Source organism: Photorhabdus asymbiotica (genome assembly GCF_003634575.1).
In the GTDB taxonomy this organism is placed as follows: domain Bacteria; phylum Pseudomonadota; class Gammaproteobacteria; order Enterobacterales; family Enterobacteriaceae; genus Photorhabdus; species Photorhabdus asymbiotica.
On record NZ_RBLJ01000002.1, the window covers coordinates 473,752 to 494,229 of the forward strand.

At 41.9% G+C, this 20,478-nt stretch carries 15 protein-coding genes and 2 pseudogenes; 7 read left to right on the forward strand and 10 right to left on the reverse strand.

Annotation, left to right across the window (positions count from 1 at the left end; translation table 11 throughout):
• The first annotated feature begins 1 nt into the window (after window position 1).
• From BDD30_RS09060 to BDD30_RS09080, 5 genes are all read left to right on the forward strand, one after another.
• Window positions 2–793 carry an AfsA-related hotdog domain-containing protein gene (locus tag BDD30_RS09060; protein ID WP_015835849.1) on the forward strand — a complete coding sequence of 264 codons (792 nt, stop codon included), beginning with the start codon at window positions 2–4 and terminating at the stop codon, window positions 791–793.
• A complete protein-coding gene (locus BDD30_RS09065) occupies window positions 786–1,616 on the forward strand; it encodes a hypothetical protein (RefSeq protein WP_015835850.1) in 831 nt (276 codons plus the stop codon). The genes BDD30_RS09060 and BDD30_RS09065 overlap by 8 nt, the downstream gene beginning before the upstream one ends.
• Before the next feature lie 95 nt (window positions 1,617–1,711).
• Entirely contained in the window at window positions 1,712–2,386 is a 675-nt protein-coding gene (locus BDD30_RS09070) for an HAD family hydrolase (RefSeq protein ID WP_015835851.1), read from the forward strand.
• A 73-nt stretch (window positions 2,387–2,459) separates the two neighbouring features.
• Window positions 2,460–2,870, forward strand: a complete 411-nt coding sequence (locus BDD30_RS09075; protein WP_015835852.1) for a carboxymuconolactone decarboxylase family protein — start codon at window positions 2,460–2,462, stop codon at window positions 2,868–2,870.
• Window positions 2,867–4,045 carry an acetyl-CoA C-acetyltransferase gene (locus BDD30_RS09080; protein WP_015835853.1) on the forward strand — a complete coding sequence of 393 codons (1,179 nt, stop codon included), beginning with the start codon at window positions 2,867–2,869 and terminating at the stop codon, window positions 4,043–4,045. The genes BDD30_RS09075 and BDD30_RS09080 overlap by 4 nt, the downstream gene beginning before the upstream one ends.
• A 267-nt stretch (window positions 4,046–4,312) precedes the next feature.
• On the opposite strand, the pseudogene BDD30_RS24160 reads toward BDD30_RS09080, so the two are convergent.
• A pseudogene (locus BDD30_RS24160) lies at window positions 4,313–4,652 on the reverse strand (RNA-guided endonuclease TnpB family protein); the annotation flags it as partial.
• A 64-nt stretch (window positions 4,653–4,716) separates the two neighbouring features.
• Here BDD30_RS24160 and BDD30_RS09095 point away from each other — a divergent pair.
• Window positions 4,717–4,914: pseudogene (locus tag BDD30_RS09095) on the forward strand (transposase); the annotation flags it as partial.
• Here BDD30_RS09095 and BDD30_RS23540 read toward each other — a convergent pair.
• The 3 genes from BDD30_RS23540 to BDD30_RS09105 all read right to left on the reverse strand — a co-directional run bounded on the left by BDD30_RS23540 (window position 4,832) and on the right by BDD30_RS09105 (window position 6,924).
• A complete protein-coding gene (locus BDD30_RS23540) occupies window positions 4,832–5,092 on the reverse strand; it encodes a hypothetical protein (RefSeq protein ID WP_041382446.1) in 261 nt (86 codons plus the stop codon). The pseudogene BDD30_RS09095 and the gene BDD30_RS23540 sit on opposite strands and share 83 nt — an antisense overlap.
• 172 nt (window positions 5,093–5,264) lie before the next feature.
• Window positions 5,265–6,188 (reverse strand): DMT family transporter, encoded by a 924-nt coding sequence (locus BDD30_RS09100; RefSeq protein ID WP_015835856.1) that lies wholly within the window; start codon window positions 6,186–6,188, stop codon window positions 5,265–5,267.
• A 10-nt stretch (window positions 6,189–6,198) separates the two neighbouring features.
• A complete protein-coding gene (locus BDD30_RS09105) occupies window positions 6,199–6,924 on the reverse strand; it encodes an SDR family oxidoreductase (protein ID WP_015835857.1) in 726 nt (241 codons plus the stop codon).
• A gap of 286 nt (window positions 6,925–7,210) precedes the next feature.
• On the opposite strand from BDD30_RS09105, the gene BDD30_RS09110 reads away from it, so the two are divergent.
• Window positions 7,211–8,176, forward strand: coding sequence for a LysR family transcriptional regulator (locus BDD30_RS09110; protein ID WP_015835858.1), 966 nt, complete (start codon window positions 7,211–7,213; stop codon window positions 8,174–8,176).
• A 213-nt stretch (window positions 8,177–8,389) separates the two neighbouring features.
• On the opposite strand, the gene BDD30_RS09115 is transcribed toward BDD30_RS09110, so the two are convergent.
• The 6 genes from BDD30_RS09115 to BDD30_RS09150 form a co-directional block, all read right to left on the reverse strand.
• Window positions 8,390–9,304, reverse strand: a complete 915-nt coding sequence (locus BDD30_RS09115; protein WP_015835859.1) for a LysR family transcriptional regulator — start codon at window positions 9,302–9,304, stop codon at window positions 8,390–8,392.
• Between the two features lie 1,562 nt (window positions 9,305–10,866).
• Window positions 10,867–11,910 carry a 5-bromo-4-chloroindolyl phosphate hydrolysis family protein gene (locus BDD30_RS09125; protein WP_015835860.1) on the reverse strand — a complete coding sequence of 348 codons (1,044 nt, stop codon included), beginning with the start codon at window positions 11,908–11,910 and terminating at the stop codon, window positions 10,867–10,869.
• 183 nt (window positions 11,911–12,093) lie between these two features.
• Window positions 12,094–13,197, reverse strand: a complete 1,104-nt coding sequence (locus tag BDD30_RS09130) for a toxic anion resistance protein (RefSeq protein WP_015835861.1) — start codon at window positions 13,195–13,197, stop codon at window positions 12,094–12,096.
• A 411-nt stretch (window positions 13,198–13,608) separates the two neighbouring features.
• Entirely contained in the window at window positions 13,609–14,244 is a 636-nt protein-coding gene (locus tag BDD30_RS09140) for a two component system response regulator (protein ID WP_015835862.1), read from the reverse strand.
• 1 nt (window position 14,245) lies between these two features.
• Window positions 14,246–17,047: a two component system sensor kinase gene (locus tag BDD30_RS09145; protein ID WP_015835863.1), complete on the reverse strand. Its 2,802-nt coding sequence runs from the start codon at window positions 17,045–17,047 to the stop codon at window positions 14,246–14,248.
• 432 nt (window positions 17,048–17,479) lie between these two features.
• Window positions 17,480–20,254 carry an inverse autotransporter beta domain-containing protein gene (locus BDD30_RS09150; RefSeq protein ID WP_015835864.1) on the reverse strand — a complete coding sequence of 925 codons (2,775 nt, stop codon included), beginning with the start codon at window positions 20,252–20,254 and terminating at the stop codon, window positions 17,480–17,482.
• Window positions 20,255–20,478: the final 224 nt, after the last annotated feature.

The following is a 20,478-nucleotide window of genomic DNA, read 5'->3' on the forward strand; positions in this document are numbered from 1 at the left end:
AATGAAAACAGCCGCGTGTAAAAAAATAGTCGTTGTAGGGGACAAATTTAATGCATTTGCCAATGGTAAAGATGTCGTTACCATTAGCCAATTGGATCTTATTACACAAATCCCTGCTCATATTATTGATACAAAGAAGCAGTTTATTGTTGGTCAGGGAGTAAGATATGATTTTGCTGAAAAAGTATTGGATAATCAGAAGAGAAACCAGTGCTATAATAACGAAATAGATCTAACTACTTTGCAACAGTTAACTGTTTCGAGGAAAAATGCATACTCCCATAAAAAAATAACGCATAATACGGTGATAGGTGCTGCAGAGAAAGTGAATAAAAATTTATTTTCTTTACCCCTATTAATTGATGAGCGTTGTGAATTAATGGCTGACCACCAAACAGGACAACATATTCAAGGAATGATTTTAATTGAGGCTTGTCGTCAGACTTTTATAGCTGTGACAGAAGAATTTTATATGTCAGATAAAGTAGGACAGTCTTATTATGTCATCAATGATATGAATATAAAATTTTCAAACTTTTTATTCCCTTTACCAGCAGTAGTTAATTATGAATTGGTAGAAGAGGATATTAATGATCGCCGTTCCCGTTTTAAAGCTAATATTCATATCTCACAACATACAACACTTTGTGCATCTATGGCTGTTTCCTTCACGGTTTATCCAGAAAAAGTGATCAGCAAAAAAGAAGCAGCAATGGCTAACGAAATCACTGAGGCCATTTTGCAGACTCAACACATAAGCACACCAGCTGTTGAGGAGAAGGTGTATGCCTGAAAAATACGGCCAAACTTATGATCTGGCCGTCACTACGCAGGGGCCCCTTTATCCCCCTGCTGAGGTGGTGGATATTCACGGGAATTTTGTCGTGGTCGGTCAGATTCCCTCTGATAATGGTATTCGTTGGGGCTGTGCAATTGTGGATCAGAACAGTCCGTTGCCACCTTATGGACAGGTTGAACCATATCATATTGTTCAGGATCTTGATGCTCAGTCAAAGGACCATCTGGCAAAAATAACCTTATATACATTGCCATTACCGCTACCGATGAATAACTATCCTATGATATTTGCTCCAGAACAGCGACCAGAAGCTGCTCGAGATCAGCGACCAAGCAGGCCATTACATGAAGGATATATTGCTGATTTCCGAGCTTCTGACGGACAACGTAAACTGCAACCTATCACATTGCGGGATTGGATGAAGGCTAAGGGGACTCTGACAGTAACTCTGAGTAAAGACAAGCGCAGTGCACGCTTTGATTTTACCTTTAAGCATCTGGTACCACACAGTGTCTATACTGTTATGAGTCTGCGTGAACGAGATCTGGCTCCTGAAAAACCTAGTCGCCCTGGGCCACTCGGAATACCTAACGTTTTTGTTACTGATGCTGAAGGGAACGCAGAATATTGGGCAGAATTACCTAATCCATTCCCCTCAGAGGGAAAGGAACGTAACCGGATTATCAACATTGTTGTTCTTTTTATGAGTTGTCAGCAAAGTTTTGGTGGTGCGATAGGTTTATATGGTTTGGGGGGAGATATCCATGCTCATCTAAAATTACCTACTGCTTCTTTCAGTGAATTCACTACTTTTTAAATAATCGTAATACCAAGGCAAATAACTATAAGAATGTAATTAAACAGATTTTTTAACTAAATCCTATCAAAAGATTTATTAGGAGAATAGGAACTGTGAAGCGAATAGCGGCCTTTTTCGATGTTGACGAAACTTTGATAAAAATGAAAAGTATGTTTCATTTTTATCAATTTTGGTGCCATTGTCGCCAACGTCAGCATGAATATAATGCATTTAATGAGCGGTTTACAACTGCTCTTTCTCAGGGAGCGAAAAGAGAAGAATTAAATCGTATGTATTATCGGCAACTCAGTGGAGTTTATATAGATGAGTTGTATCAAGAGGGTGAGAATTGGTTTAATAAGTTTCTTAAAAAGGATGAGATTTATATTTCGTCAGCAATAGATGCGTTTTATAAGCATCAGACTTATGGTCATTTAACAGTATTTATCTCCGGCTCCATGTTGCCTTTATTAAAACCATTGGGACGGCACTTGGGAGTGGATGTTATTCTTTGTACGCAATTATTGTTAAATAAAGAAGGAAAACTAACAGGAGAGATAGATGAACCACAAACCATAGGAGAAGGAAAGAAAAAAGCATTAATTTCCTTTTCATACAACCAACATATTGATCTAGAAAATAGCTTTGCTTATGGCGACGACCTTTCTGATGTATCGATGTTAGAAGCTACAGGAAATCCGGTTTGCGTTGGTGATAACACAAATCTAGCCGCATATGCCCGAAGGAATAATTGGGAAATTCTTACTGAAAGTGCCCATATTTATTGAAGAATATTATGAAAATTGAAAAGAATGATAATTATAAAAACCACACAGAATAACTATTAGTAAGGAAAACAAGATGAAAATGGGTGAAGAATTAACTGAACATGGCCGCTCTATTATGGAGTCATTAGAGCCAGGTTTGGCAGATCGAGTAATGGGAAGCTTAGCAGAACTGGATGCAGACTTACCATTTTTGATTACTGATTATGCCTTTGGTGCAATTGTAGGACGTGAAGGTTTGGATCTCAAAACGCGTGAGATGCTCTCAGTAGCCTCTTTAATTACTTTAGGTAATGCTCAGCCTCAATTAGAACTGCATATGCGCGCTGCACTTAATGTAGGAGTCACAGAGAAAGAATTATTGGAGATTGTAGTCCAGATGGCAGTGTACGCTGGTATTCCCGCCTGCATGAATGGGCTAACTGCGTTCCGTACAGCTATAGCTCAAAAAAACGCACTGAAGAGTGAAACAGGAGGGAAATCATGAGAGACGTTGTTGTTGTTGCTGCTAAACGTACGGCAACAGGCAGTTTCCAGGGTTCGCTAGCTGCTCAACCTGCAACTTTTCTTGGCAGTACGGTCATCCAAGCCTTGCTAGCAGAAAGCGGTGTTGCTGCACTAGATATTGAACAGGTCATTATGGGACAAGTGCTGACGGCCGGTTGTGGACAAAATCCAGCGCGGCAAGCTGCATTGCGAGCGGGGTTACCAGTTACTATCCAAGCTATGACCATTAATAAGGTCTGTGGTTCAGGTCTGAAAGCTGTTCATTTGGGTATGCAAGCGATCCAAAGTGGTGAAGCGGAGATAGTTATTGCTGGTGGGCAGGAAAACATGTCTCTGGCTCCTCACATTCTACCCATGTCTCGACAAGGGATTCGTCTCGGCCACAGTGAACTGAAAGATAGTTTGGTACATGATGGCCTTTGGGATGCTTTTCATCATTTTCACATGGGAGTAACAGCAGAAAATGTCGCAAAGCAATTTAATATAACACGTGCTCAACAGGATGAATACGCGCTTCTATCACATCACCGGGCTGTTCATGCTCAACAGGCGGGATATTTCAATGACGAGATTGTTGCTGTTGAGATAGCCGGAAGAAAGGGAGAAATTCTCCGTTTCGTACAAGATGAGGGGCCACGGGAGACTAGCATAGAAAAATTATCTTCTCTGAAGCCTGTCTTTCAGAAAGAAGGGACCGTGACAGCCGGTAATGCATCTTCCCTGAATGATGGCGCTGCAGCAGTGTTATTATGTAGCCGCGAGAAAGCAGAAAGTCTAAATTTACAGCCATTGGCTACTTTGAGCGGCTTTGCCAATACAGGTATTGAGCCCGAGCTTATGGGAGCGGCTCCCATTGAAGCGATACACCAGTGTATATTAAAACAGCAGTGGAAGCCTGAGGATGTTGATGTACTTGAATCAAACGAGGCATTTGCTGCACAGGCTTTGGCTGTGCTTTCTTCGTGTGGTATTCCATCTGAGCGTGTCAATCCTTATGGTGGTGCTATTGCTTTAGGACATGCCATCGGTGCTTCTGGATGTCGCATTCTTGTGACGTTAATCCATAACTTGAAACGGAACCGTTTGCAGAATGGTATCGCTGCGCTGTGTATTGGCGGTGGTGAAGGAGTGGCTTTGGCGGTCACTCGTTCATAATGAGTATGAGCAAGGTACTTAAAATCAATCTCTTCTTTCACCATACTTTTCGCGGGAAACCATTTCCTTCCAGGTCATAGGTATCTACACATCTCCGAACTGATCCAACACACTTGCGGCTAGCCGGGTCAGTTCCTCATCCATCATCCGGATAACTATCAGCCTGACCCGGAACAGCGAACCTGACTGCACTTTTAGCCTTGTTCCGGTTTCTTCATCGATACGCTTCGATTTGACCGCTCGCGTTATCGTTATTCTGGCTTCAATCTGGCTGGTATAGGCCGGCGGGACGGCTAACACCTGACCACCACGCCAGCGTTGCTTGTACTCAAGCTGACGGCGCATTTCGTACCAACCCTGAGCCAGTATCGAACGGTTTAAGCCCGACTTCGCTCGAACATGACGCCCGGGCTGTTCGGCAGTTCCTTTTGCCGATTTCGACATCTTGCTGACCTTCAAACCCTCAATGACTATCATCGCGTAGTTTTTGCTGATTGTCGTTGTGGTTTTATGTAAGGTAGTCGTGGCGGATATTACTGATATGCGAGTGCAGACGCTGCGACTGTGCTACTGAGGGTTCGAGTCTGAATTTGTAGGCTTTCAGGATGAGCATGAGCATTCAGTATGTCGTCATTTTGTTCACTATCCTACAGCCTATCCGGTTAATTTCAATGCAAAAATACCCAATCAATCGTTCCCGGCACGCAGCCTTTCTTCTGCATGGGCATCTCGTTTTTGTCACCAAATACCGGAAGAAAAGACTCAGCAAACTCCATTTCACCGCTTTTAATCAGTATGCAAGTGAATGCCGTGATTTTGGCGCTTCGCTAAAAGAAAGCCACAGCGAATCTGAGCACGCCCACATGCTGAATGGGAACTCTGAGAGATGCCCTGTTGGGCCAGCTCAATCATCAACTGATTAAGCTGGCTAAATGAAATACGACCATTATTAAGAAAACGCCAGACGGCCTGAGTGGCAAAGGTGGTCTTCTGGGCACTGCTGTTACCCATCAGATTTTGAGAGAACGGGGGACAGTATATTTCCATTTTCCCAAGCCCCCCCTAGAAAACAAACAACTAATTATTGTATACCCAATAGATTTCGAGTTGCAGCGCGGCGGCAAGTGAATGCATCCCCAGGAGCATAGATAACTATGTGACTGGGGTGAGTGAACGCAGCCAACAAAGCAGCAACTTGAAGGATGAAGGGTATAGATTATTATTTCGCCGGCAATCCTTTAGATATAAACCTCGAAGTAACCACCCCCTGCCCTAAAAGTACCCCTGCAATAGTGATAATTATTCCAATAACTTGTGCTAAACTTGGAATATCCCCCATCGCTACTTGTATACCAAGAGCAAAAATTGGAACGAAATTGAAAAATATCGCTGTTTTTCCTGGTCCTCTAGTAGCAATGCCTATATTCCAAAAAAGATAGGCAAAAACGGAACCGGCGATCCCCATATAGACACTCGCCAGATGACTCTCAAGTTTTCCTGAGAATAATGAAGGAACCGGTGATTCAACGAAAATGGCAATCATAGCCAATATCACAGTACCAAAAAGCATCGTCCAACTAGTTGTTTCGAGAGGAGTAGCACCTGTAACAAACGTGCGGGTTCCCACTGTGTAAATTGCCCAACCGAGACTACCCGCTAAAATGATTAAGTCGCCAGATGCTGTATGAATTGCTCCGCCAGAAAACAATTGACCATTAGTGATAACTAACGCTACACCAAATAGACTAATCATCATCCCGTACACACGGATAAGCTCTGGAAAACGGCGATTCATTATGGCTTCCAGAATATTGGCAGAAATTGGAGTTGTAGCCATTATTAATGCAGCAGTGACAGGGCTGGAGCTTTGCAAGCCAACAAACAAAGCCCCATTGAAGCCGGCGACGCCAATCGTTCCAAGAATAATGAATGCAAGGAGATTTTGTCTCAGTACCTTACCGTGAATACCGCCCTTAAGGACCATAAAGATAAAAATAGCTAAGACAGCAAAGACAAAACGTTCAACAGACGCAGTCCATGGAGGTAAGCTGCTGAGAGCGAGTTTTGTTGCCTGGAAATTGGAGCCCCAAAAGAAGGTTGCAAATAGAGTCAAAATGACGGCTAGCTGTGGTGTAACTCGCATAACAATGACCTTATTTTTCTAATTGATACCATAATGGAGCATCAAGACGCATATATGATACATGCGCAGTCGAGTTTGTATTGAGAACAAAGCATACAGCTTCTGAAACATCTTTTGGTGTAAGCATTTTTCTCAATTTTTCATCAGGGAAAACACCCGCATTACCTAAATTGCGACGAAAATTGGTATCGACTTTGTCTACTTGCAACGACGTCACGCGTATATTTCTGGGAAGGCCCCACTCACGCAATCCACCTGTATAACCCTCTACTGCAAACTTTGATGCTGAATATGAGAGTAGATTCGGATTGTAGTCTACTCCCCATACAGAAGATATATTCACAATATCAGAGCGCTCTTTTCCTTGTAAGTACGGTAAAGCGGCCTGAGTTATTTGAAACATACCTTTTACATTAATATCAAATGTGTTCTCCCATTCTTCGGGTGACGCAGTAAGTGGATCGCCCCCGTAGCAAATACCTGCCACATTAATCAGTGTGTCTATTGAACCAAATGTCTCCACTGCGGTTTGAACAGCTTGGGTGCAGCTATTGACATCCCGTATGTCGAACTGAAGGGGGATTAAACGAGCTGAATCACTGTTACTATCGTGAGTATTAATTGATGTGATGTCTCCAGCAGCTACAAAATGACCTGCTTGCAGGAGATCCTGAACTAATGAAGACCCAATACCTCCACCAGCACCTGTAATAAATATTTTTCTTTTCTTCATCATAATGGCCTCTCATATCATAATCATATTAAACAAGTAGACTTAGTCAGGATGGGGATTGGATGTGTGGTGTTAACTTATTTCCAATTAACTCATCAATGCTGGTCTCAAGTAAGCAACAAGTACTTTTGACCGCCATTATTTATTGAACAACAATGACAGCCTAAGAATGGAACGATTCGACATTCAATATATGAAGAAATGACCGTTGATATATTAAATATCCAAAGAAATCGCCATGTATTAAACTCGTTTGCTTTTCTCAAGATAATTGTGGCACATATCAAATATGAAAGATGTAGATAATATCGGAATTCAACTTTCCAAAAATGGAAGCCGGATTGCACAGTCTCTTGTTTGGGATGATATACGTATATTCTTAGCAGTAGCTCGAACCGGTACCATAAGTAGGGCTGCAAATCTCCTTAAGATAGGAGTTGCAACTGTATCCAGAAGAGTTGAACGACTTGAAGCAACTTTTGGGATGCCATTGTTCCTCCGCCATCAAGCTGGTTATCAACTAACAGAAGATGGGACTGAACTTCTGGAAAAAGCGAAAAATATGGAGATGGCAGCAAATACGTTGTTGCTTGAGGCTGATACACGCATGGAAATTTCGGGGAAAGTTCGCATCGCTACCACGGAGACGCTCGCAAATAGTTTAATAATTCCTAGCTTGCCAAGCTTACGGAAAAATTATCCGGATCTAACATTGGAGATCATTACCGATATTCATACTGTCAATTTACATCGTCGCGACGCTGACTTGGCACTTCGCATAATTAGGCCAGAGAGAGGGCATGTAACTATTCGTCAATTAGGAATCTTAGGATTTGGTCTTTATGGAAGTGAAGATTACCTGGCAACTCATTCATCAGGAGCGCTTAGAGGAGAATATGAAAACGATAACTTTATTGGGTGGACAGATGATCAATCTCAACTCTTTACATTCAAATGGGTTGAACAAATACTCAAAGGTCGCCCACTTTCTGTAGCCACAACTTCCCTTTCTGCTCAAATTTCTGCTGTAAAAGCAGGCTTGGGATTAGCAGTACTTCCACATTTTGTAGCCAACGCAGCGGGTCTCATATGTGTTTCAAGTAATTTGGGCATAGATCAACCTTTATGGCTGGTAATTCAAGCAGATTTAGCGCATTCCCTCAAAATAAGAAAAGTTGCAGACTTTCTGGCAGACACAGTGTTTCTAAATAGGGCAAAACTTTCAGGACAAGATGAGACCAAACCTTTCAAGTAATGTAAACTTCATTGACAAGAGTCACTTAAAACAATCAACAAGCTGCTCATTGCAATTTTGTTCATATACCCTTCATCTTTCAAGTTGCTGCTTTGTTGGCTGCGTTCACTCACCCCAGTCACATAGCTATCTATGCTCCTGGGGATGCATTCACTTGCCGCCGCGCTGCAACTCGAAATCTATTGGATATATATCGAAATATTGTCTGGGTCATTAATTTTTTGGAGAAATAGCAAGCAACTTTTGGGTTATATGCAACACATTATCACGATGTTCATTACTACGTATTACTAAATAGATATCAATGTTCAGCTGCTCATTGTCTGACTTATCTAACTTGCGATAGCACAGGCCCTCGCGCATTGATACACACATTGACTGTGGCATCAGTGCCATTCCTTTCCCTTTGGCTATATTAGCCAGCATAATCAATGAATCATCAGGTTTTGGTATTCGTTTCAAGGGAAATGGCAACTGTTGAAAATAGGTTTCGCATTTACCGTAGAAGCCCGGATTCGCTCTACGTGAAAACCAATATAAAGGTAAATCAGCTACATCCTGTAATAAGACTCGTTCTTTAAGGCTTGCAGGATGGACAGAGGGAAGAGCTAGCATCAACGGTTCACGATCAAGCCAGTAAAAACTAAATTCTTGTAAATGGCTAAGAGGTTTTTCGCCTACTAAGGCAATATCTAACTTCCCACTTCTTAACATTTGCAGTAATTGTTTTGAGACCAACTGATGAGAGAATCTTACATTTGTATCGTCTAGTAACTTAAAGGCAGAATAAATGGCAGGAATGAGGCTGGAATCTAACGTACGTGTGATTCCAATTTTTACCGTACAACTTTCTCTATTTATTTCTCTGACCAAATGAGCCAATTGGTTTATAAGTTCTCTAGCTTGTTTTTCAAATTGAATGCCCACCTCAGTCAAATAAACTTGATGAGTATTTCGGGTAAATAAAGAACAATCGAGCATTTCTTCTAAGCACTGGATTTGCCGAGTCAATGGGGGTTGAGTCATCAGCATCCGTTCCGCAGCCCGACGAAAGTTTAATTCATAAGCAACAGCGAGGAAGCATTGTAATTGTTTAATTGTAGGAAGTTTTCTATTTAAATAATTCATTTTTATATTTCAACACCGTTTCCAATATTTAATAAGATCGGAGCAATTAGAGTGCGCGGTATTAGCTTAACCTTATCTATACCCTTCATCTTTCAAGCTGCTGCTTTGTTAGCTTCTTTCACTTCCCTTAGTCACAGAGTTATCTATGCTCCTGGGGATGCGTTCACTTGCCACCGCGCTGCGGCTCGAAATCTATTAAGTATATGTATTATATTTAAGAGAAGTAATTACCTCTTGTTATTAATTATAATGTATTAACTATTAAATTAATTCAATGGGTGAATTTACTTAATATGACAGTAGTAGAATAATTAAGTTTAATCACTTAAAAATTCCGTAGCATTGCCACTATGATGGGATATATTGATATTATTCTTTTTATCTAATGATGTAATATAATTCTATTTTTTATACTATATAATTTAATTTTTTATTTTGAATTTTTCACCATTAAAACGATATGGTTATCATCTTTCATAAAAAAGTGATTTTGATGATGACTATTTTAACTATACCCAATAAATTTCGAGTTGCAGCGCGGCGGCAAGTGAACGCATCCCCGGGAGCATAGATAACTATGTGACCGGGGTGAGCAAGTGCTGCCAACAAAGAGGCAACTTGGAGGATGACGGGTATATTGTTCATTTGTGTTCTTCCTTGCCAGAATATAAATAATAATCATTGAAACAGGAAATAAAATCAGTATCCAATTTAGCACACGTTCTGGAATAAATTGAAAATGAGTTGACAAATTCAGGATGAAAACAAATGTAGCAGTATTATTCAGCAGGCTGATTAAAAAAAATAAAAAAATCATGCGTAAGCTGCGTTTTAATTTATTTCGAAACAAGAATAGGGTGGTACAGAAAACAAACAATAAATTGTTAGTCAGCATCACATATACCCAATAGATTTCGAGTTGCAGTGCGGCGGCAAGTGAATGAATCCCCAGGAGCATAGATAACTATGTGACTGGGGTGAGTGAACGCAGCCAACAAAGCAGCAACTTGAAAGATGAAGGGTATAATCAGTGGTACGAATAAGAAGAGATAATCCAGATGAATTATACTCCTTGCTTGACCATATCGTTATTATTTCTTTGATAGTTAAATCAAGAGAAATGAATCCCACATTGCTAATAACAAATAAAGTTATTATTATCAGCATAGAGAACAATGAGTTAATCGACATTCAACCTTCCTTATCAATTTTGTCAAATCGAAAACCAACCTTAGTTAGAAAATTCCTTGCCCTGTCCATGATAATTACACATTTTTAATACATTTCACGGCAGGATATACCAGAATTATTTATCTATTCCGGTGTGATTAACAACAAAATGGCAAAATCTTAAATAAATGAATTGCCTGTAGCTTAGCAATCTCTAAAGAGGCCAGGCGAACAATGCTATGCCGCTAGGCCGATTGCCAAAAGGATTGCATTAGGCTCCTCATAGAGACTCAATTAACAAGCCGCTCAAGCGAACTATCGTTAACTACCCCACCGTGACAAACAGTCTATCCAGTAGTCCCCCTCCGTAATTCTCATCAATTTCTTCAGCCTTATTGATCGTGCTTGGCACCAAATCCTTGAGAACGGATCAACTGATTCATTACTTTCAGATCTACCCGTAGATCGTCGATATCGTTATCCAATAGACTCTGATGCATTTCACTAAATGCAACACTCATTTCCCGTATCCCTTGATAAGTCAGTAATCTCACCTCTTCGAATTGCGTGCTATGAGCATTGTGCTCCTTTAACGAAACACAACGTTCCAATGACTTAACGATCATTGGCAAATAACGGTTGAGAAATAATTTACCGGGAGTGACATCCCTAGCATCAGCCTGCATACAGCCAATGATCGCCTGCGTTTTCTCCTCAATCTGGCTAACCAACTCCTGTATCTCATACGTCATGCCAGACTTATAACTCGTAATCTGAGCCAATTGTTCATAATATTCAGCAAACTCTGCCAGCGCTTCATTTTGCCGACGCTGCTCTTCTGCTTGTTGACGAGCAACAATCCGTTGTTGACGTTGCAACGCTTTCCGCCGCCGGAGATGGAGCCAGAATTCAACAAACGCCACTATCAGCACAATGGCAAAAAATGCAGCACCGAACCAAACAGGAATAGCATGGGCATCCATTCTAAACAGCAATACAATGATAAGCGCTGCTATCAGCAATAATGGGAATCTGCTTACCTCTAGTTTACGTTGTCCAATAATAGTAATGAGCAAAGTCGCTAACCCACCAAACGATAATGCAACAGCCCACAGTCCCGCCAACGGACTCAACACCACCACCAACCAACCGGCCCAAGTTGCCAATCTATGTGGACGTGGCGGATAAAGAGCTAATAATCCGATATAGCCTGACAATAGCACCATGCTGGAAATATGATTATTATCCGCAGGCAAGGTTAAAAAAGACCAAGGAGTGAACAAAGCGACACAGGCCAACGTAAACGCGATGACAAAAACTATGATATGAAACAGTACACGCGATAAAAACCGCTTAATGCTATCGAACAGGGATATCTCTTCCTGTTCCTGCTGCTGTGCCGCATCATGGTCAGCCGATGATTGAGGTGTGGGCATATATGTATTTTACTCTTATCTATTATCCATTACTGTCTTAGGAAAGCATCTATACCCGTTATCTTTCAAGTTGCCTCTTTGTTGGCTGCACTCACCCTGGCCACAGAGTTATCTATGCTCCTGGGGATTCGCTCACTTGCCGTCGCGCTGCAACTGGAAATCTATTAGGCAATAATAAGATGATTAATATTGTGCATTAGCCGCCGCAGTTAAACGCTGGCGTAAATTATCTTCCATTGAGGACAATTCTCGTTCGATTTCAGTCCGCTTAATACGCGCTTCTGACGCAATGCGCATGGTATCTTCAATCGTATTGACCAAACGACTCTGCACATCGCGCAGGGTTTCAATATCAACGATAGAGCGCTCCACTTCAGTAGCCGTTGCAATGCTGCTCTGTTGCAGAATTTCAGCATTTTTACGCAATAAATCGTTAGTCGTATCAGCCACCTCTTTTTGCAATTTAGCCGCTTTACCCTGCGCTTTCAGTGACAAATTGAGTACCATCTGACTTTTCCAGATTGGTAATGTCGAAAGGATACTGCTCTGGATCTTTTCCGCCAGTTGCTGGTTGTTATTTTGTACAATACGAATCTGTGGTGCAGTCTGTATAGCAATGGTTTTTGACAGTTCCAGATCGTGAAGACGACGTTCAAAACGATTAATATCTTCCAGCAAATCTTTAACACTCTGCGCATCCATCATGTCTTGAGACGTTGCAGCCTTTCTCTGTAGTGCAGGTAATTCCACTGTTTTAATCTGTTGTAACTTCTGTTTGCCCGCTTCAACATAGAGCGATACTTCTTTATAAAAACCGAGATTACGATCGTAAAGTTGATCCAACACAGTAATATCACGCAGCAAGTTAAGCATTGCATTATCCAGATGAGTGGCAATGGTATCGACTTGCTGTGTTAGCGTCTTCTGATCAATCATGGTGCGTTCGACTTTCTTAAAAATTCCACCGATCAACGGTAAGTTTCTTAGAAAGTTACTACTCTTCTCTTCTGCGGATAATGCATCATGTTCGCGAATAAACATGACTAAAGCTGAAAGTTTCTGGCCTACTTCATTAGCTTCTTTCGTCCGTACATTCTCTAATAAGGTATCGGCAAAACGAGCAATTTCCCCCATAGGTTTGGCACCATAACTGATCACCGCCGCAGGTTGAGAAATATCGAGCTTCTCTACTAATGCGTTGAGGTGTTCTTGATCAACCAGAGCAATTGACTCATTGATAACCATATCATGACCGAATGATGGGATAGGCATAACTTTAGTGCTCATGAAATAATCCTGTTAGCGAAATAGATAAAATAATTATATAAAAAATAAGGAATATTATATGGCATCTACGAGGTGTTTAAAACAAGTTCTATTTTCTAACTCGCCTGTAAACGTTGACATATAAAATAAAAAATGCCTGCATAAACTGGCGTTATAAACTCATCTTAGGTGACCTTAATTGTACTATACCCAATAGATTTCGAGTTGCAGCGCGGCGGCAAGTGAACGAATCCCCAGGAGCATAGATAACTATGTGACTGGGGTGAGTGAAAGCAGCCAACAAAGCAGCAACTTGAAAGATGAAGGGTATATTACTGACAAATACAAAAACAGCCCTATAAATCGGGCTGTTTCTGCAAGCTATTTTTAATAGCCAATTGTCACCCATCAGCATTAATGCTGTCTGCATGATCAAGTTATTAATCCTAACTTTCTCGAGTATTTAAGTAATTCAGTGACCTTATGAACTTTGAGTTTTCGCATCATATTAAGGCGGTGAGTCTCTACTGTTTTAACACTAATACTTAGCATCTCCGCAATATTACGGTTGCCATTACCTTCGCTGATTAGCTGTAATATTTGGCGCTCGCGTCGAGTAAGTAATGTACTGTCATCATTCGTTCCCTCTCCTAACCGGTGAACAGCCTCTTGATTCAGGTTAGGATCAACGTAACTTTTTTTAGCTGCAACGCTGGTAATTGCAGCAAGTAATATCTGCTGTGAGCTGGTTTTCAAAACATAGGCTAATGCCCCTGCACGTAGTACACGGCTGGCCGTTAATTCATCATCATGGGCAGTAAGGGCAAGTATGCGTAAATCCGGCCAACGTTGGCAAAGTTGTGGAATAATATCCAATCCATTTAGCCCAGGAAGACCAAGATCAAGAATAACAATATCCGGTGCAAGATCTCGGCAGGCAGCATAAACAGCTAGCCCATCATCAACCTGCGCGACTACTTGATAACGCGGATATGCAGCAAGAAGGTTCTTTATTCCATCTATGATCAGCTCATGATCATCCACTAGCAAAACTTTATAGCAAATCATATTAGGACCTCACGGAAAAAGGTGCATTCTGCTCATGTTCCTCAGCAGAGCACAGTGTTGCATTAATCAATTTACGTAGTTTCATCAGCTCATTCTCTTGCGGCAGCGCACCGTTATGTACTTGGTTTTCCATCTCAACAATGATACATAACAACGAATTAAGCCCTGCCTGCCCACTTACTCCTTTCATGGAATGTAAGAGCTTTTCTAATACCTCCTGTTGAGTAACATGTTGTTCAACTTCGTTGAGTAAAGTTAATAATTCCCTGCGGACCCTTTCCTGCATACGCAATAAGTTCATGGATAGTAATGGTTTGTCTGTTTCTTGCTGTACCATCAGATCAATATCACGCCGTAACTGATATTCCGCAGTCATCTCTAATATTTGAGCCAATTGGTTAATCGTAACCGGTTTGGATATGTAATCATTCATTCCAGCCTGAGCAGCGCGCTCTTTTTCCTCGGCAACCGTATTTGCCGTCAGAGCAACAATCATGCACTCTGAATCCTGATTGTCAGAGTCAATACGCCAAAGTCGGGTAGTTTCCAGACCGTCACATTGCCCTGGCATCAATATATCCATTAATACCAGATCAAAACGGTAACGCTTTCCTAACAATAGTGCTTCGGTACCATCCTTAGCGTACTGCACTTCTTGACCTAACCGGGTCAGCATCATACCAATAATGTCCCGGTTGGTCTCTGCATCATCCACCAATAACACACGCATACGCCAGGGCTGTAACGGTACATTATCCTGCACAGGTGACGGTGCTCCAGATAGCTGACGTTCTACAATATCCCGCAAGCGACCCGGCAAAAAACGTAAGTCATTGGCGGATAACTCGCCGTAATGCTGTTTTGACAAACAAGTGAGGCCCCATGTCATTAGTTGACGATGTAAAGCCAATGGTGCATCGACTTCCCCCTGCAATAACTCTGGTTCAATAAAATCTGTCAGCGGCAGTTGAAATACCACGCTGGTGCCTAAACCAAAAGCACTGTTGAACTTCAAACTTCCTCCCATCATTTTGGCTAGCGTAGCCGCAATAGCAAGCCCAAGCCCTGTGCCCTGAGCATGTTCTTGCACCTGATAAAAGGGATTAAATACCGATGAGATATTTTCTGGTGCCACACCACACCCGCTATCCGTGACATCGAAAATCAGCATGTTATCTGAACGGGTAACAGTCAGACAAATGCCGCCATCATCGGTAAACTTGCAGGCATTTCCTAACAAATTCACCAGAATCTGCTTTACACGGATTGCATCAAGAACTAATGATTGCGGTACATCAGCGGCGACAAAAGTTTCTAACGTCAACCTTTTATTGTGTGCCATTCCCTGTATCGTCGCCATTGACTGATCCAACAACGGTAACAACTGACAGGTTGCATACTGCAATTCAACTTGCCCAGCTTCAATGCGCGAAAAATCAAGTAATTTATTGATAATAAACAGTAAAGATAATGTACATTGGTGTGCCGTTTCTGCAAGTTGCAGTTGTTCGTTGTCCATTTCACTGGTTTTCAGCAGTTCCAATGCCCCCAGTGTTCCGCTAAGTGGTGTTCTCAATTCATGGCTGATCGTCGTCAAATGGCGACTTTTACGCTTATTGGCTAACTCTGCCTGTTGTTTTGCTTCCGTTAATGCTCTGGTGCGCTCTGCTACCTTGTTTTCTAATGTGGAGTATTGCTGATTCAGGGTATCAAGTAACGCATTGTAAGCTCTAGCGATCTGACCCAACTCGTCACGCCGATTCTCTGGCAGACGGACATCTAGAGCGCTTGGCCCAGTTTTATCAATGATATCTACAAACTGCCATAACGGTTTGGCTAAGTAATGATGCAACATCCAGAATAAAGTCAGCGTTATCATGAATAAAATAACCAACGCAAAGGGAAGCTGAATAATCGCCTGATCAATAATTTCCTCAAATAGACCTCTGGTAGGATAAAGTACCAATTGCTGCCAACCGGGACCTTTAAGCTGGATACGTAATACCTGATAACCGGGAATATATTGCCAACCATCATGTAATTTGACCTTCTTCAGCAACGCTAGAATATGTTGCTCTTGATCCTGCGGTAATTTTCCTTTGAAAAATGGCAATAATTGTTGATTGCTGTCCAGCCAGAGATCGATGTCATAATTAGTGACGGCTTGTCCGTATGATAATAGGTCATTGAATTTAATCGCGTATCCAGTCAGTCGTCCCATTTTATCACTCGCAGCAACCGAAATACTCCAGCCACTGCCAGGAATATGCTCCGGCTGTCCCCAATAAATATTATCGTGATTGGGGCTCATGGGAAAATTCGCCAATTCAAGACATCGTTTGACAAAATAATCATCTGAGATTTTTTCCGGAGGATAAATTGATATCCCTTGAGATCGCTTAAAAATAAAGCTGTCCAGATAATAAGCTTGTCCGGCAGCGCCATATGCCTGAATAAACCAGTTATCCTGACTTATTTCATGATCGGGCTGGCAAATATTGCCATTGATGGGAAGATATTTACTATCAGTATTCGACGTAATATTTTTATCATTTTCATACTTTTCATAATAGGCGTCATAGCGCCTTGCCAGCTCCTGCGCGTCTTTCTCAGCGTCTTCAAAACGATGATTACTTAAATCTGCCCGTAAAGTCGCAAGATGTGATAACTCATCCATCATATGCTGGTGTGCATGTCTGAAGGAAAAAAAGGCTGTCGCTATGACAGAAATCAGCCATATAAGAAACAGCGTAAGTGATAGAAACAGCGTGAGTTTAATCACTAATGATGAGCGTGTTCTCATTTTATAATCTCCTTATTATTCAGAGATACTTCCTGGTGAAAAACCCAAATTACTCTGTGCTTATCACGTTAAATTAACCACAGGTTTAACAGTTATCTAATTGGGTTATATCTCTCCGGTACTCTATAATTCAAGAAAAACACACTAGAAGATAATAAATACTTTATGGCAGATAACAATCAGATAAAACTTATCAAAATTATTTAACTAAATCATGATCAAAATCAATTTTACACTTATTTCATCTCAACAAAGCCCAAACGAAAGTGAATATCTGCCAGCGAAACGTTTTTCTGATCACTGGCAGTCGATTATTCAGAAACAGAAGTTTTCCTTTCCCACAAACAATACTTAATGTGGGAAAGAGTGAGTACTTTTTAATCAGGTTGCCGGGTTAAGCTACTAGGCTGACATTGATTGTTATAAGAATTATTAATCTTCCCAATCAGTTTCATTTCCCTCTTCATTTGGATCTGTATTGTTAGTATAAAGAGTGGAATTATCACCTACCTGATTCAGAAGTGGATGATCTAGGAGCAAATTTGGAGCGATGTCTGGCTTGCTTCCATTACCCCCTTGTAATTCTGGTTTTTTTTCTGGTTCTTTTGTCGTCTCTGGCGATTCCTGATAAGTATCGTCATCGCTATCGTCATCGCTATCGCCATACGTACCCTTTCTTCTTTCTAAAATTTTATCTCTTCGCTCCTGCTCTAACCGTTCTTGTTCTAACCGTTCTTGTTCTAACCGCTCCCGTTCTAACCGTTCCTGCTCCAGTCGTTCCTGCTCTAACCGTTCTTGCTCCTCCTGTCTCAACCAAGCATCCCGCGCTTCTTGCTCTACCCGCTCCTGATCTAACCGTTCCTGTTCCAATCGTTCTTGTTCTAACCGCTCCTGCTCTAACCGTTCTTGCTCCTCCTGTCTCAACCAAGCATCCCGCGCTTCTTGCTCTACCCGTTCCTGATCTAACCGCTCCCGTTCTAGCCGTTCCTGTTCCAATCGTTCCTGCTCTAACCGCTCCCGTTCTAACCGCTCCTGCTCCAATCGTTCCTGCTCTAACCGTTCTTGCTCCTCCTGTCTCAACCAAGCATCCCGCGCTTCTTGCTCTACCCGTTCCTGATCTAACCGCTCCCGTTCTAGCCGTTCCTGTTCCAATCGTTCCTGCTCTAACCGCTCCCGTTCTAACCGCTCCTGCTCCAATCGTTCCTGCTCTAACCGTTCTTGTCCTAGTCGTTCTTGTTCTAACCGCTCCCGTCCTAACCGTTCCTGCTCTAACCGTTCTTGCTCCTCCTGTCTCAACCAAGCATCCCGCGCTTCTTGCTCTACCCGTTCCTGATCTAACCGTTCCTGTTCCAATCGTTCTTGTTCTAACCGCTCCTGCTCCAGTCGTTCCTGCTCTAACCGTTCTTGCTCCTCCTGTCTCAACCAAGCATCCCGCGCTTCTTGCTCTACCCGTTCCTGATCTAACCGCTCCCGTTCTAGCCGTTCCTGTTCCAATCGTTCCTGCTCTAACCGCTCCCGTTCTAACCGCTCCTGCTCCAATCGTTCCTGCTCTAACCATTCTTGTCCTAGTCGTTCTTGTTCTAACCGCTCCCGTCCTAACCGCTCCTGCTCCAGTCGTTCCTGCTCTAACCGTTCTTGTCCTAGTCGTTCTTGTTCTAACCGCTCCCGTTCTAGCCGTTCCTGTTCCAATCGTTCTTGCTCTAACCGCTTCTGTCCTAGCTGTTTCTCCAGCAATTCATCCTCCCTGTCATTCAAAAACGGAGGCACTTCCCCACCTTCACCGGTCAGTAACAGCAATTCAGCTTCATCCTTTTCTACTGGCCCTATTACAGGAGCAGACAACGCAACCGGCACATTAATCAATACGCCCATCTCACTGCTATTTGAGACATTTCCCTGTTCATCATGCGCTACCGCTGAGATCGTAATATGGTTACTTTGCTGACGACTATAATTAGGGAACTGCACTACGTAGCTATTATTTGATAACGCAATGATCCGGCCTCCACGTGCACGTAATGCGCCATCATTCCACTGGATATGTTTTAAACGATATTTCCCGTTGAAAGAGAAATTAATCAGTTTCCTTTCTCCACCAAATCCACTAAGTCCCGTTGGTAAATACAGGCTCAGCTGTGCTCTTTCTCGGTGCTTCAACACAATATTATTATTACGTTCAACCAGATGGTAACGATTGTCAGCTAAAGTGCGTTTTACCGGTGCCACAGTCGGATCAATCTGTTGAGATAAAGGCACCCCAAGCTGATAATTGAAAGATAGATTAACCTTTGTATCATCCTTACCACGATGACTAAAAGTTCTATCAATGCCTAATGAAATCAATTGGATAGGTGTATATTCCAGGCCCATTGTTAGCGCATACGGATTCTTATAACGATTCTGGTGATTAAGCAGCGCAATATCATCACCGAAATATTGCTCAAATTTCAGTTTACCACTCAGTTGCGGGTAAACAGGAAACCAACCCTGAGCGCGAATATCATAGCCATTCGCTGCTCGTTCTGCATAACCATCCAGTGCCGAAGACGAGTACCAGTCCGTCAAACCAAAATATCCGTTAGCAGACAGATACAGATAATCGCGCCAGTATTCCAGTCCGAATCCTAGCCGCTGGTGAGCATTGCCGGATATTTGGATATCGTAAAAGGTGTTGTAACCTAAAGCCCAATCTCCCTGAAAATAACGTTGACCAATGCCCAAATTAACGATATTCCGCCCATCGAAACGGCGAGCGCCTACTTGACCAAAAAATAGACGACTATCTCCGTCATATAATGGATAAAAAAGGTCGATTGAACCGCTGGTTAGTTTTCCATCAGACAAAGGTAAATTAGCACGTACTTCTCCAGCGGACTTTTCTGTCTCTGGCTGTAACGCAGCAAAACCCATATCTGCTATACCCGATTTTGAAATATCACTTCCCTGCATCACATCGTCATTAGTTTGATGCTGTAACCACCTTTTACCTGACATAGCCGATTTCGGAATATCACCGCCCTGCGTTGCATCGTCATCAGTTTGATGTTGTAACCACCTCTTTTTTCGTTTCTGTTCGCTGCCAATAGTATTAAGATTCTCTTTTTGAGTTTCATTCACCATTAACTCTTTTTTCTTATTGGGCTTATAGCAACTTGCTAATAGCAATGCCACGGTAATGGCCGATACATACCCTATTTTTTTCTTCATGAGTGCTTTTATTTAGATTTTAAATATCATTATATTAGAAATAGATTCAAACACTGCCATGCCACCAAATAAAAAAGGCAATGCCATTCTTCACATTAACTACTCAGTTATTACCACCTACTACCGCGGGAATTCTTCCGAAATACAATTCTCATTAAAATCAGTCAAAAACCTTATTTTTATGCACAAAAGAAAACAACAATATTAATATTTTCATTCCATCA

Excerpts from the sequence above, each read along its gene's own strand:
- BDD30_RS09060 (WP_015835849.1), top strand. The coding sequence starts at position 2 with ATGAAAACAGCCGCGTGTAAAAAAATAGTCGTTGTAGGGGACAAATTT.
- BDD30_RS09065 (WP_015835850.1), top strand. The coding sequence starts at position 786 with ATGCCTGAAAAATACGGCCAAACTTATGATCTGGCCGTCACTACGCAG.
- BDD30_RS09075 (WP_015835852.1), top strand. The coding sequence starts at position 2,460 with ATGAAAATGGGTGAAGAATTAACTGAACATGGCCGCTCTATTATGGAG.
- BDD30_RS09080 (WP_015835853.1), top strand. The coding sequence starts at position 2,867 with ATGAGAGACGTTGTTGTTGTTGCTGCTAAACGTACGGCAACAGGCAGT.
- BDD30_RS23540 (WP_041382446.1), bottom strand. The coding sequence starts at position 5,092 with ATGGAAATATACTGTCCCCCGTTCTCTCAAAATCTGATGGGTAACAGC.
- BDD30_RS09100 (WP_015835856.1), bottom strand. The coding sequence starts at position 6,188 with ATGCGAGTTACACCACAGCTAGCCGTCATTTTGACTCTATTTGCAACC.
- BDD30_RS09105 (WP_015835857.1), bottom strand. The coding sequence starts at position 6,924 with ATGATGAAGAAAAGAAAAATATTTATTACAGGTGCTGGTGGAGGTATT.
- BDD30_RS09110 (WP_015835858.1), top strand. The coding sequence starts at position 7,211 with ATGAAAGATGTAGATAATATCGGAATTCAACTTTCCAAAAATGGAAGC.
- BDD30_RS09115 (WP_015835859.1), bottom strand. The coding sequence starts at position 9,304 with ATGAATTATTTAAATAGAAAACTTCCTACAATTAAACAATTACAATGC.
- BDD30_RS09125 (WP_015835860.1), bottom strand. The coding sequence starts at position 11,910 with ATGCCCACACCTCAATCATCGGCTGACCATGATGCGGCACAGCAGCAG.
- BDD30_RS09130 (WP_015835861.1), bottom strand. The coding sequence starts at position 13,197 with ATGAGCACTAAAGTTATGCCTATCCCATCATTCGGTCATGATATGGTT.
- BDD30_RS09140 (WP_015835862.1), bottom strand. The coding sequence starts at position 14,244 with ATGATTTGCTATAAAGTTTTGCTAGTGGATGATCATGAGCTGATCATA.
- BDD30_RS09145 (WP_015835863.1), bottom strand. The coding sequence starts at position 17,047 with ATGAGAACACGCTCATCATTAGTGATTAAACTCACGCTGTTTCTATCA.
- BDD30_RS09150 (WP_015835864.1), bottom strand. The coding sequence starts at position 20,254 with ATGAAGAAAAAAATAGGGTATGTATCGGCCATTACCGTGGCATTGCTA.